The sequence below is a fragment of the Flavobacterium sp. MR2016-29 genome (genome assembly GCF_015350695.1).
GTDB lineage: Bacteria > Bacteroidota > Bacteroidia > Flavobacteriales > Flavobacteriaceae > Flavobacterium.
The window spans coordinates 174,664-187,706 of the sequence record NZ_JADKPU010000001.1; the positions used below are offsets into that span (position 1 = coordinate 174,664).

Here is a 13,043-nt window from a genome sequence, read left to right on the forward strand (position 1 = left end):
GCAAAAGCTTAAAGCTTTTAAAGAACCATTTTTTCAATTGGGCAAACTAAAATTCCTTCGGCTCCAGCTTCTTTTAATTGATCAATTACATCCCAAAAAGTATCTTTATCGATCACTGAATGAACACTGCTCCACCCAGGCTCTGCCAATGGCAAAACAGTTAAGCTTCTTAAAACGGGTAAAATTTTTCCAATTGTTTCAATTTTATCGTTTGGCACATTCATCAAAATGTATTTTGAATTTCGGGCTCTTAAAACTGCTTGAATTCTGAATTTTAGAGTATCAATGTGTTTTTGAATTTCTGGAGAAACTTTTGGAGAAACTGCTAAGACAGCTTCGCTTTTCAAGATCACTTCTACTTCTCTTAAATTATTTTTGAATAAAGTGCTTCCGCTAGAAACAATATCTACGATGGCATCGGCAAGACCAATATTTGGCGCAATTTCTACAGACCCTGAAATTTGGTGAATATCAACAGATAATCCGAAAGAATTAAAATATTCGTTAACTGTATTGGGATAAGACGTAGCAATTCGCAAACCGGCTAAATCTTGAATTGAGTTATATTCGAAAGTTTTAGGAACAGCTACAGAAACCTTACATTTTGAAAATCCTAATTTCTGAACGACTTCTATTTGTTTTCCTTTTTCTGCTAGCAGATTATCGCCTACAATCGCAAGATCTACAACACCATCAATTAAATATTGAGGAATATCTGAATTTCTCAAATACAACACTTCAAGAGGAAAATTAGAAGCTTCTGCTTTTAGCTGGTCATTTCCGTTATTGATCGAAATACCGCAGTCTCTAAGAATCTGAATGCTGTCTTCGTTTAAACGACCTGATTTTTGAATTGCAATTTTTAATGTACTCATTTTTTTAGTTTTTTGTTGAATAATAGTCTGAGTACAAAGAATTGGTATAAAAAAACCCGTTTGATGTACTCAAACGGGTTTTAAAATATGATGATTTACATGCATACCATTAACACATCGCTTGAGAGCAATAATGAAAATGATGATGATGTAATTGATTAGAAATCATTGTTGGGTTTATTTTTATTCTTTGATTCGGTTGCAAATATAATAGTTAATTTCATAAAAACACAATATTTAATTTAACTTAATGATAGTTTATTGTTAAAAAAAAATCTAAGTATTGATTTTATTAAGTACTTCTTACTTATGATAGCGTTTTCATTTTTTCGTTAAAACTTAAGGTTACAGTTGTTCCAATTCCTATTTCGCTTTCTATTTTAAACTTTATATGCAGTAGTTCAGTAATTCTTTTTACAATTGACAAACCTAATCCTGTTCCTTTAATTTCTGGATGATCTGTAGAATTTGACCTGAAAAACGGATTAAAAATAGCTTCTAAATCTCCTTTCTCAATGCCAATTCCATTGTCTGAAATTTCACAAATTATTTTTTCATTTTGTTTCGAAAGCAAAATTACAACTTCGCCGCCGGCATTCGTATACTTAGCTGCATTAGAAATGATATTTCTCAGAATTGTAATTACTAAAAAATGATCAGATTCTATATAATAATCCTCTTCAGCATTGAATTTAATATTGATTTTTTTGGCATGAATTTTTTCTGAATTCAATGTCAAAACATCTAAAATTAAGGAATTCAAGTACACTGATTCTGGGATTATATTTTTTTTCTGATTTTCAAAACGAGCCATCAAAAGAAGTTGATCAACCAGCATATTCAAATGGTCAACTTCATTAATACAGTAATTAATTTTTTGCTCATATTCCTTGCTGTCACGTTCTTTACGAATCAAAACTTCAAGCGTACCTTTAATTACAGTTAAAGGTGTTCTTAGTTCATGCGAGGCATCAGAAGTAAATTGTTTTTCACGCTCAATCGCGTCTTCAATTCGATTTAATAAATTATTTATCGTTTTAGAAAGTATGTATAATTCGTCTCTTGTTTTGGGCAGCGGTATTCGGATTTTGAGATTGTCTTTGGTTATAATTTTAGAAGTATTTATAATTGCATTTATCGGTTTTATACTTCTTCCTGCAAAAAATCTGGCGATAAAAAACAAGAATAATAAAATAGCCAGAAAAGACAAGCACATTATTTCGAATAAATTATTAAGAACCATTGTAGAATCTGCCAATGACATTGCTACTATAATATAACCTATTTTTTTCTCTTCGACATGAAGCGGAACCTGAATTTGTCTTATGGCATTATTTCCCAGTTTGGTGTCGAATAACTCATAATCTTCAACAGAATCTTTAAATTCAAGTATTTGTGTTTTGAGATTCGGCGCTTTTTCGATAATATTTTTATTCAAATCTAAAAACTCTACAAAAACAGGATTTACATCAACTGTATTGTGTTCGCGCTCATTCCATTCTTCTTTATCAATTAGGATTATTTTGCCTTTTTCGACTTTAATTTCCTTTAAGTGGTTCTGAATTTCAACATTGATATTTTCATCTACATGACTATAAACAGTATGTTTTACAATAAAATAAATAACCGAAAAAGCCACTAAAATCAGCAAACCAGTGGTAATAATATAATTTAATGCGATTCTGTTTTTAAACGAAAGCTGTGCCATCTATAAGTCGTTTGCGATATAACCAATACCGCGAATTGTTTTAATATAATCTTCTTCAATTTTTAAATTGAGTTTTTTTCGAATAGCATTCATAAAAACATCAATTACGCCAGTATCATATTCAAAATTAATTTCCCAAACATCTTTTAAAATCTGATTTCTTGTACAAACTTTTCCTTTATTTTTAACTAAATAAGTCAACAACTCAAATTCTCGCTGTGTAAGATTTACTTCTTCTTCATTCTTAAAAATAATATGCTTTGATAAATCAATTTTTATAGTTCCGAGAGTTAAATTTTCAGTGTCTGTCTTATTTCTAAAGTGAATTTTAATACGTTCAACCAATTCTTCAAAACTAAAAGGTTTCTTTATATAATCATTCGCTCCGGCCTTTAATCCTTCAATAGTTTCCTGAACTGTATCTTTTGCAGTCAAAAAGATAATTGGCGTTTTTTGATCTTTAATTCTAATGGCTTTGCATAAATCTAAACCATTAATTTTCGGAAGCATCCAATCTAATAAAATCAAATCAAATTTCTGATTCTGAATCAATTCAAAACCTTTCGAGCCATCAATTGCCGTTGCAACTTCATAACCTTCTTCTTCAAGGCCTTGCTTCAAAAATTGAATAATTCCCAATTCATCTTCAACTATTAAAATATGCATGTATATTTTTATTAAGATTATTTACTTCTTTACTTTGAATTGGTCAAAGATAAATATTTTAATATTCAGAAAATCCTTAAAATCATCGGAATACAACAATAAATGTCATCTTAAGTAAACTTTAAGTTAACACTAAGCAAGGTAAAAGCATAACTTCATCTAGAACTAATTTATCGGAATTAATTTTGTAAAAAATAAATTCTATGACATTTTACAAAAAGTTTTCTCCTTTTTACAATCTTGCTTTATTTTATTTTGTTGTAAGTTTTATATTGCGAATTGTTTTGTTTTTTCACCCCATAACTCAAACTTCATTTACAATTCTTGAGAGCCTGAAAATATTTAGTTTAGGATTGATCTCAGATTTTTTTGTCTTTATTGTAGCCAGTGTTTTTCTATGGTTATATTTAATTTTTATTTCAAATTCTAAATACAGCAAGCCTTCAGGATATATTATTCTTGGCTTTTTTGCGATTGTATTTATTTATACAGCTTCAGGAAAAAGTATTTTCGACGAATACGGAGGTGCTTTGCCAAGAATTGTCTTAATTTTTATCGGAATTAAAATGGCTCTTTTTGCCTTGTTGCTTTTTCTCCCAAAATTGAGAGACAAAATCAGGTTTTGGCTCTTTGCTTTTGTGATTTTTTTATATGTTTTGCTGATTCTTCAGAATGGCTTGAGTGAATACTTCTTTTGGAATGAATTTGGTGTAAAATACAATTTTATAGCCGTTAATTACTTGATATACACCAATGAAGTTATCGGAAACATTATGCAATCTTACCCTGTAATTCCTTTATTTTCTGTCCTATTTTTAGTAACTGGAATTGTCACTTATTTTATTTTAAAACACTCTAAAAATTATATAAGCGACATTCCAACGTTAAGCGAAAAAATAAAAATAACAGTCATTTATCTTGGTTTATTTTTAATTTCAATAATCGCAATTCCAACTCTATCTAAAACTGAAAATTCTAAAAATGTTTTTGTTAACGAACTGCAATCTAATGGATTATACAAGTTTTATTTAGCTTTTCAAAATAATAAATTAGATTATTTCAAATTCTACAAGACGCTTCCTAACAAAGAAGCATATACTATTCTTAAACAGCAATTTCCTGATATATCTGGACAAAATACCTTCAGAAATATTATGGGAGACTCTCTAGAGAATCATAAAAATGTTGTTTTAATTACTATAGAAAGTTATAGTGCAGAATTCATGAAATCGTATGGAAACCAACAAAATATAACTCCTTTCTTAGATAGTTTAGCCCAAAAAAGTTTACAGTTTACTAATTTGTATGCGGCAGGAAACAGAACAGTCCGCGGACTTGAAGCTGTAACATTATGTTTACCGCCAACTGCAGGCGAAAGCGTTGTAAAAAGAGAAGACAATAAAAATAAATTTTCTACGGGAGCCATTTTTAAACAGAAAGGCTACAATGTTAAATTTATGTATGGTGGCGATGCATTCTTCGATAATATGCAAGACTTCTATTCAGGAAATGGTTACCAGATTGTAGACAAATCGAGTTTTTCTCCAGAAGAAATTACGTTTTCAAACGTTTGGGGTGTTTGTGATGAAGATATGTACAACAAAGCCATAAAAGTCATGAATACAGAAGCAAAAGAAAACAAACCTTTCTTTAATCACATTATGACTGTTAGTAATCACAGGCCTTTTACATATCCAAACAATAAAATTGATATTCCTGGAGATATTAAATCACGCGACGGTGGTGTAAAATATACGGATTATGCACTTCGAAAATTCTTCGAAATGGCAAAAAAACAGCCATGGTTTAAAAATACAGTTTTTGTAATCGTTGCCGATCATTGTGCTTCAAGCGCTGGCAAAACAGAACTTCCTCTCGATAAATACAGAATTCCAGGCTTTATCTACAGACCAAATGAAAAACCTGCAAAATTCAGTAAATTAATGTCACAGATTGATTTAATGCCAACTCTTTTTGGTTTGCTTCATTTTAATTATGAAAGCAAGTTCTTTGGCCAAGATGTTTTTAAAGGTGATTATAAACCAAGAGCTTTTATTGCAACTTATCAAGATTTAGGATTGATAAAAGACAATGTACTTACAATTTTATCACCAAAACAACAAGTTAAACAGTTTAGTTTGACGCTAGATTCAAAATCAGGAATTTCTCCTGAATTTCAAATTGATTACAATGAAAAATGCTTAAAAACACAGCGAAAAGACTTAATCAACGAAACGATTTCATTTTACCAAACGGCATCAGATATGCTAAAGTATAAGAAATACCAAAAGTAAAATACTAAAATTCTAATTCAGAAATCAAAATTTCAAATTATCGAACATTACTAAAAAAGCCTCAAATTCAATATGAATTTGAGGCTTTTTTAATCTGTAAACTAAACATTGAGACTGAATACTCTTTTGTTAGTCATTCTGATTCTGCATTCCAAAAAGATCTCCTTTTTGAAACGATTTAATATCTTGTTTTAAAGCTTTGCTGTTACGTTTTGTAATCTCTGGAGCATCTAAATCGCTCAAGTCTGGTTTTCCGGCATTTACCCAAGCAGTATACCAAAAGCTTGCTGTAGCAGTGATCGCTTTTTTCATTTGAGTTTCTACCATTCCGTTTAATTCTTTATGCAATTTAGCTGCATATTCATCAGAGAATTTAGCCGAATTGTATTTGTTTTTAACTACTTTTCCATCAGCATCAACAACAAAAACCTGATTTTCAGGAGTCGAAGTTCTCAGCTTTTTATCTACATCTAAAAGCGGATTTACTAGACTATGTGTATCTTTAATTAAGTCCCAAGTTGCTTTATGAACATCTTCGTAATAATGCGCTTCTGGAACATTCAATTTATAGTTTTTAGCAAACAATTCTGGTAATCTGCTTTCCCAAAGAGAGTGAATCCCTTTTTGATCGCTTAATTGTCCGTCATGATTTGCAGAAGTATGCAACGGCATGTGTGCGTCCCCAACATAATGTCCTAAATCTGCAGCAAGAAATAAAATTTCTGCTCTGTTTTTGTCTTTAAAAGCTTTAGTCAATTTTGCCATAATATCTTCGATAAACCAAGGCAAAACACCATTATCATTTAGAAATTTAGCATCGTATTTTTTATTTACTTCTTCTAGTGTCTTAGGCAAACTGTCAATTGGACCAGCAAAATTTTCCAAATCAATATAATGTCTCGGATTTTCATCTTTGTATTTTAAAGCATATTTGCGAATATCTGGTACAGATGCTTCTTGTGTAATAAAATCGATGTGATTATAAAAGAATAGTTGTAGCGGTTGAGGCAAAGCCATAACGGCAGCTTTATTAATACGTTCGTGTCCAACGATTCCCCACGACAATGTCAAAAATCCAATTCCTAACACAACAAAAGCGATTAGTTTTGGCTTCATTTTAAAGTTTTTCATTTGCAATTTTTATTTTGGTGCAAATTTATTTTATTTAAAGGTAATTTAAAAGGATACCAATTAAGATTGTGTTAATTTAATTTATTTTAGATTTTTAACCTTATTATTAATATTCTCTCATATTAAAAGTTTCTTTGTAAATTCGTTTATATTTTATTTAAACTTTATAATATGCGCCTAATCACTTCATGTATTATTTTTTTGATTTTCACCTCTTTATGTACAGCACAAGATGACATTGTACAATTAAAAAATGTAAAAGATACCATCTTAAATACCAAAAGAACGTTACAAATAAATGATCCTTTGGACGCTGTAAAAACAATGCAGAAGCTTTTTCCAGGCAAACTATATAATCTTTCTGATCATAATACATTTGTGAGCTGGAATTGTAAAACATGTAAACCAAACGCTTTTACTGATGTAAATGGCGAAGAGGGTGATCAAATGTTTCCGTACACAAATGGTGTGGCAACAAGAATTCTTGCGAATATTGATTATTCAGATTCTAAAGGAAATGAATTTAAAGTACTGGCATTCAACCATTCCGTTTATGATGAAGATGGTTTGCAAACAAGCCGCTTTTCTGGTGGCTTATTAGGCTTGGCTAAATTCGCTAAAAATGGAAAGGTCTGGGAAATGAGATCTTTTCAGCCTGCAGTAGCTGCTTTTGGCGCATTTGCACAATGTCCTACTCCAAAGCTTTTACAAATCGGCGAAGATCAGTATGGGTTTACAATATTGCCCGTTAATGGCGGCGGTGGCGGTCCTTTCGAAGGATATCTTTATCTTATTGCCGGATTTGACGGCAAATACCAGCCAATCTTGGAAGTTAATAATTATCAGCTTACAAATGTTGAAAGCACATCATGGTCGAGCTCTTATACAGTTGTAAATGATAATATTAAAAAGCATTTTAGAGATATTATCATTAAAACAAATGGTTCGTTTAATAAGGCTGCTCAGGCCAATGACGAATTCGAAGTTAACTTTCCAGATGAAATTATAGCAATGACAAAGACAAAGAAGCAATTTAATTTTGAAATAGAAAGGCGGTTTTCATTCAAAGGAAAATCTTACAAGATGATTGACAAACCAATTGTGAAGTTTTCTAAAGTAAAATAGCAGTTTTTATTTTTTAACATATAAATTATATAGATTCTATAGTTTAGAAACTAATTAAGCCATATAATTGCTGCCAAGGCCAAAACAGCAATAAAAATCCACAGGAAAATTCCTTGCAATAAAGGCTTCACTCCTACTGCTTTTAAAGTGTTTATATTTAAAGTTGCACCAATTAAAAACAACGTAATTGTTAATCCTATTTTGGCAATATTTACTAGGTATGGGGCAAAAACTGCTGTTGCCGGCACGAAAGTATTAAAAAGCATTGCAATAATAAACAAAGCAATAAAGTATGGAATTTTGATTTTAGAATTTTTGTTTTTAAAAACTACTGCTGTTATAAGTGAAATCGGAATAATCCATAACGCTCTTGCAAGTTTTACAGTAGTTGCAATCTCCAAAGCTTCAGCACCGTATTTGTTGGCAGCACCAACTACAGAACTCGTATCGTGAATCGCAATGGCGCACCATAAACCAAATTCTTTCTGCGACAAATCAAGCTGATGACCGATAAATGGGAACACAAATAAAGCAATTGAATTTAATATAAAAATCACTCCTAATGCTATAGAAGTCTGATTTTCATTTGATTTAATTACTGGAGAAATCGCCGCAATAGCGCTTCCTCCACAAATTGCGGTTCCACAAGAGATTAAATGAGATGTTTTTTTATCGGTTTTCAACCATTTTCCTAAAAATGTACCTAATAGCAAAGTACTAAAAATAGAAAATATAGTCAATACAAAGCCTTCTTTTCCAGCTGAAAATGCACTTGCAGCATTCATTCCAAATCCTAATCCAACTACAGAGAATTGAAGTAAGAAAGTGATTGCTGTATGATTGAATGCAACAAATGGATTTCCGAAAATATTTACCATTAAAACACCAAATAATAAAGCAATTGGCGGACTGACAATTGAAAATAAACATAAAAGAATTATTACTGCAAAAATTGCCTGTTGCAAATAGTGGTTAACTTCGAATAAATGGGATACTGAATTTTGATTCGTTTTCAAAATAAGGAATTTTATATTTCCTTACAAAGGTCTGCTCTTTATACTTAAGTTGCCAATCGTAAAATACAATTGACTATAACTTCAAATTATAGTAATCAGATAAGTTTTGAATAAATAATTCAGACAAAGAATCTGATTTACCGATTAAAGTAATAATATAAAAATATCTTTCAATTGCGAGTGTTTCAACATCTAAAACAATTAATTCATTATTTTTCAGTTCATTACTTACCGCGTGTATTGACATAAAAGCAAAACAATCTGAATTTAACAAATATGATTTTATGCTTTCTGTACTTCCTAATTGCATTTCAATTTTTAGATCCGTAAATTTAACTCCAAGATTTTTCAGAGCATATTCTATAACTTCAAGTGTTCCAGAACCTCGTTCTCGGGTTATAAATTTCATTGATTTTAAGTCTTCTAATGAAATTTTATTTTGCCTAACGAAAGCATTTTTAGTATTGCAGACTAAAACCAATTCGTCTTTTAAAAACGGAATATATTTTATGGATTGATTTTTAGATTGCCCTTCGACAATTCCAATTTCGATTTCTTTATTGATTAAAGCGTTTTCAATTTGCTCTGTATTTCCATTTAGCAAATTGACTTTAATATCTTTTTGTTTTTGATGAAAGCGGGCCAAAACAGGAGAAATAATATATTGCGAAATTGTTGTACTTGCTCCCAATCTCAATAAACCTTGCCGTTCGTTTAGGAAAGAACTCATATCAAAATCAATTTCTCTGTAAATTTCGAAAATATTTTTGGTGTGTTTTAAGAGAATTTCTCCAGCTGGAGTTAACGCGATTTTAGAACCATTTCGTTCAAAAAGTTTGGTTTTATAAGTTTCTTCAAGTTCTTGAATGTGCTTAGAAACCGCTGGCTGTGAAATGTATAATTCTGTTGCCGCTTTAGTAAAGTTAAGGCGGAGCGCAACGGTGTAAAATACTTTTAGCCTGAAATCCATTTTTTGTCTCGTTTTGTTTCAAGTTTAAAGTTTCAAGTTAAAAAATACCTTAGAAACTTTTAAAGTAGTCCATTATACTTTCTAACAAACCATTCAATCGTTAATAAAGAAGCAATCAAAATCAATAACCAAACCCAATCAATTAAAGGAGTTTTTGTTGAAACATTTTTTTCGATTGATTTATATTCCTTATTTTCTAAAAGAGTATTAATCAAATTATCTGCTTGATTTTCGAAGAACGCTTTTCCGTTCGTTTGCAAGGCCAATTGTTTCAGTTTGGTAACATCAGGATTTACAAATTGTTTTTCGATATCAAAATCTAAAATTTCAAAATGACTTGAATAAGAGGTGTTTGTATTTAGCTCTTTTACAGAAAAATTATATTTTCCAGCTGTTAATCCATCAAGATTGGCTGAGAAAGAATTATTTCCTTTTAATAGATCATAATTTTTAGTTTGTTTTGTTGCAGCATTTGTAACTGTAATTGTAAGCCTCGCTTTTTCGTCGAACTCATAATTTTTATTAAAATACTGTGCATTAATTACAATAGCTTCTCCAGAATTATAAAAACTCTCATGCGTAACAACTAGTGATTTTCTGGTCGTTGATGAAGCTAAATATTGAATGATCTTATCAATAAAAACATCATACTTTTCAAAAGATTGATTGTCAATATGACTTTGCAAACGCCATTTCCAGCTGTTTTCACCTAAAAGAAATGCAGTTCGCTTGCCTTGATTTTCGGCGAAAGCCAGCAAAGGCGCATTTGTTGCAACGTTTCTAATTTTAGAAGAAAGCAAAACTGATACATTTCCGTTCGTAGTAACAGTTCCGAATAAATTCTGCAAAGGCGGAAAATTTTCAAAACCAATATTTTCGATTGCAAACAAATTAAACTGCGATTGAAATTCAGATAAATAATCTTCTCTTTGTCCGCTCATTTTAAAAACCAAATTATGCTGCTGTTGGTTTAAAAAATTAAAATCGGTGTTGTTTCCAGTAATAATAAAGGTATTTGTTCCTGCTAATTTATTATTATCAAAAATAGCTTTAAAAGCAGTTGTTGGCTGATATAAAACCAAAACTGAAATATCTTGCAACTGATTAATTTCATTTGGTTTAACCAAAATCACTTTACGCTGTGCATTAACTTCAATCGAACGTTTTAATGATGCAATATCTGGATGATTAATTGAAGAAACGATAGCAATTGTTGACTTTTGATCAATCACTTCTACAGCAAAATTCTTGATATTATTATAGCTGTTTTTCTCTTTTGCATTTGATGAAATAGCAGCTTTAAAAATTTGCAAACCTACTTTATCAGCAGGCAAAAGTAAATTTATAGTTGCCGTTTTTTTTGATGGCGAAAAAGAAACTTTCTCTCTTGCAACAACAGAATTTCCTTGTGAAATTGTAAAATCTGCGTTTGAAGTTTTATCTCCAGCATACTGCAGAAAAACTTCTACAGGAAATTTATTTTTATGAAATGCGTATTTATTTACATTAAGCTGATTGATTTTTAAATCAAAAAACGTAGTTGTATCTCCTACAACCAAAGGATAAACTTTATTGACAGGATCAAAACGATATACATAATCGTTTCCTGTAGTTTGATTTCCATCACTAATTATAACTGTCGGGAAAATCAGATTTTTATTGATGCTTTTTAGATTCTTGGCAACTTCATCAAGATTGGTTTGTTTTCCTTTAAAATCAAATGTAGAAGAAGGTTTAAAATCTGCATCAAATTGATACGACTGAATTTCGAATTTTTCTTTAAGAGCAGGATTTGATATTAATTTCTGATATAAATCGGAAACCGTTTTATCTGATTTTAAAGCTGTAATCGAACTGGAGTTGTCAACCGCAATTGCAAGCGGTGTTTTTGTTATTTCCAGCGAATTTTTGGTCATTATCGGATTTATCAATAAAACCAATAATGCAAAAATGGCTAGAAAACGTAAAAAAGCCAAAAGCCAAATCACATTTGATTTGCTTTTGGCTTTGAAAAAATATTGAAAATACGACAGACCAACAGCTATTACTAAAGAAAGCAATAATAATAGAATCGTGTTTGTAGTCATATTTATTTAGTATTCAGATTTAAAAAAGTCAATTATTCATGACTAGCAGTGTTCATTTTTTATTTTAGCGTCAGAGAAAAAACTAAATACTAAAACTTTTGAACCTTTGTAACTTAGAACCTCAGGGCCTTAAGTAAGCATTCCTCCACAAACATTAAGAACTTGTCCGGTAACGTATGCACTTAAATCTGAAGCTAAGAAAAGACAAGCATTTGCAACATCTTCAGTAGTTCCACCACGTTTCAACGGAATACCTTCTCTCCATCCTTTTACTACATCTTCAGGTAATTTTGCAGTCATTTCTGTTTCAATAAATCCAGGAGCAATTGCGTTGCAGCGAATATTACGAGAGCCTAATTCTAGAGCTACTGATTTTGTAAAACCAATCGCACCAGCTTTAGAAGCTGCATAATTTGTTTGTCCAGCATTTCCAGAAACTCCTACTACAGAACTAATATTAATGATAGAGCCAGCACGTTGTTTCAAAAAGGTTTTTTGAATTGCTTTTGTCATATTAAAAACTGACTTTAGATTTACATCAATAACTAAATCAAAATCAGCTTCAGACATACGCATTAATAAATTATCTTTTGTAATTCCGGCGTTGTTTATTAAGATATCAACTGTTCCAAAATCAGCTAAAACAGCATCAACAAAAGTTTGTGCTTCATTAAAATCGGCTGCATTCGATTGGTAACCTTTTGCTTTAATTCCTAAACCGTTCAATTCAGCTTCTAAAGCCTGAGCTGATTCTACAGATGAACTGTATGTAAAAGCAACATTTGCACCGTGTTTAGCAAAAACTTCAGCAATTCCTTTTCCAATTCCACGACTAGCGCCTGTAATAATGGCAACTTTTCCTTCTAGTAATTTCATATTCAAAATTAATTTTAATTATTTGTAGCTTTTCTGCTATCCGTTATTCCTTTTTATATTCTAAATAAACACAAAAAAAAATTTACTTCTATCAGCGCTAATAATGACTTGTCAAATATATGATAATTCCCTTTTTAAAAAAATAACAATTGCAATAACCTTTCAACATTGCAAAGATTAATACTACTATAAAGTATCTATAATCAAAAAAGCAACCCAAAAATTGAGTTGCTCCTTCTTCAAAATAAAAATAAAACTAAATTTTTAGATATGATTTTGCTTTGTTGTGAAAAAG

10 protein-coding genes are annotated in these 13,043 nt (G+C 30.7%); 2 read left to right on the forward strand and 8 right to left on the reverse strand.

Annotated elements, in window-relative coordinates; translation table 11 throughout:
• Positions 1–17: 17 nt before the first annotated feature.
• The 3 genes from hisG to IR010_RS00845 form a co-directional block, all read right to left on the reverse strand.
• Positions 18–875, reverse strand: a complete 858-nt coding sequence (hisG, locus tag IR010_RS00835; protein WP_194566150.1) for an ATP phosphoribosyltransferase — start codon at positions 873–875, stop codon at positions 18–20.
• Between the two features lie 307 nt (positions 876–1,182).
• Positions 1,183–2,583 (reverse strand): sensor histidine kinase, encoded by a 1,401-nt coding sequence (locus IR010_RS00840; RefSeq protein ID WP_194566152.1) that lies wholly within the window; start codon positions 2,581–2,583, stop codon positions 1,183–1,185.
• A complete protein-coding gene (locus tag IR010_RS00845) occupies positions 2,584–3,249 on the reverse strand; it encodes a response regulator transcription factor (protein ID WP_029270212.1) in 666 nt (221 codons plus the stop codon).
• Between the two features lie 203 nt (positions 3,250–3,452).
• Between IR010_RS00845 and IR010_RS00850 the strand changes: the two genes are divergently transcribed.
• Positions 3,453–5,543 (forward strand): LTA synthase family protein, encoded by a 2,091-nt coding sequence (locus IR010_RS00850; RefSeq protein ID WP_194600782.1) that lies wholly within the window; start codon positions 3,453–3,455, stop codon positions 5,541–5,543.
• A gap of 129 nt (positions 5,544–5,672) precedes the next feature.
• On the opposite strand, the gene IR010_RS00855 is transcribed toward IR010_RS00850, so the two are convergent.
• On the reverse strand, positions 5,673–6,674 hold the full coding sequence (locus IR010_RS00855) for a zinc dependent phospholipase C family protein (protein ID WP_194566156.1): 1,002 nt from the start codon (positions 6,672–6,674) through the stop codon (positions 5,673–5,675).
• A gap of 171 nt (positions 6,675–6,845) precedes the next feature.
• Here IR010_RS00855 and IR010_RS00860 point away from each other — a divergent pair, with 171 nt between their 5' ends.
• A complete protein-coding gene (locus IR010_RS00860; protein ID WP_194600785.1) occupies positions 6,846–7,799 on the forward strand; it encodes a hypothetical protein in 954 nt (317 codons plus the stop codon).
• A 50-nt stretch (positions 7,800–7,849) separates the two neighbouring features.
• Here IR010_RS00860 and IR010_RS00865 read toward each other — a convergent pair whose 3' ends face one another.
• The 4 genes from IR010_RS00865 to fabG form a co-directional block, all read right to left on the reverse strand.
• On the reverse strand, positions 7,850–8,815 hold the full coding sequence (locus IR010_RS00865) for a YeiH family protein (protein ID WP_194600787.1): 966 nt from the start codon (positions 8,813–8,815) through the stop codon (positions 7,850–7,852).
• A 73-nt stretch (positions 8,816–8,888) separates the two neighbouring features.
• On the reverse strand, positions 8,889–9,785 hold the full coding sequence (locus tag IR010_RS00870; protein ID WP_194566162.1) for a LysR family transcriptional regulator: 897 nt from the start codon (positions 9,783–9,785) through the stop codon (positions 8,889–8,891).
• 59 nt (positions 9,786–9,844) lie between these two features.
• Positions 9,845–11,872: a hypothetical protein gene (locus tag IR010_RS00875; RefSeq protein ID WP_194600790.1), complete on the reverse strand. Its 2,028-nt coding sequence runs from the start codon at positions 11,870–11,872 to the stop codon at positions 9,845–9,847.
• Between the two features lie 129 nt (positions 11,873–12,001).
• Positions 12,002–12,748: a 3-oxoacyl-[acyl-carrier-protein] reductase gene (gene fabG / locus IR010_RS00880; protein ID WP_029270199.1), complete on the reverse strand. Its 747-nt coding sequence runs from the start codon at positions 12,746–12,748 to the stop codon at positions 12,002–12,004.
• Positions 12,749–13,043 lie beyond the last annotated feature (295 nt).

Coding starts and splice junctions, on each gene's coding strand:
- IR010_RS00875 (WP_194600790.1), bottom strand. CDS start 11,872: ATGACTACAAACACGATTCTATTATTATTGCTTTCTTTAGTAATAGCT.
- IR010_RS00855 (WP_194566156.1), bottom strand. CDS start 6,674: ATGAAAAACTTTAAAATGAAGCCAAAACTAATCGCTTTTGTTGTGTTA.
- IR010_RS00860 (WP_194600785.1), top strand. CDS start 6,846: ATGCGCCTAATCACTTCATGTATTATTTTTTTGATTTTCACCTCTTTA.
- hisG (WP_194566150.1), bottom strand. CDS start 875: ATGAGTACATTAAAAATTGCAATTCAAAAATCAGGTCGTTTAAACGAA.
- IR010_RS00870 (WP_194566162.1), bottom strand. CDS start 9,785: ATGGATTTCAGGCTAAAAGTATTTTACACCGTTGCGCTCCGCCTTAAC.
- IR010_RS00840 (WP_194566152.1), bottom strand. CDS start 2,583: ATGGCACAGCTTTCGTTTAAAAACAGAATCGCATTAAATTATATTATT.
- IR010_RS00845 (WP_029270212.1), bottom strand. CDS start 3,249: ATGCATATTTTAATAGTTGAAGATGAATTGGGAATTATTCAATTTTTG.
- IR010_RS00850 (WP_194600782.1), top strand. CDS start 3,453: ATGACATTTTACAAAAAGTTTTCTCCTTTTTACAATCTTGCTTTATTT.
- fabG (WP_029270199.1), bottom strand. CDS start 12,748: ATGAAATTACTAGAAGGAAAAGTTGCCATTATTACAGGCGCTAGTCGT.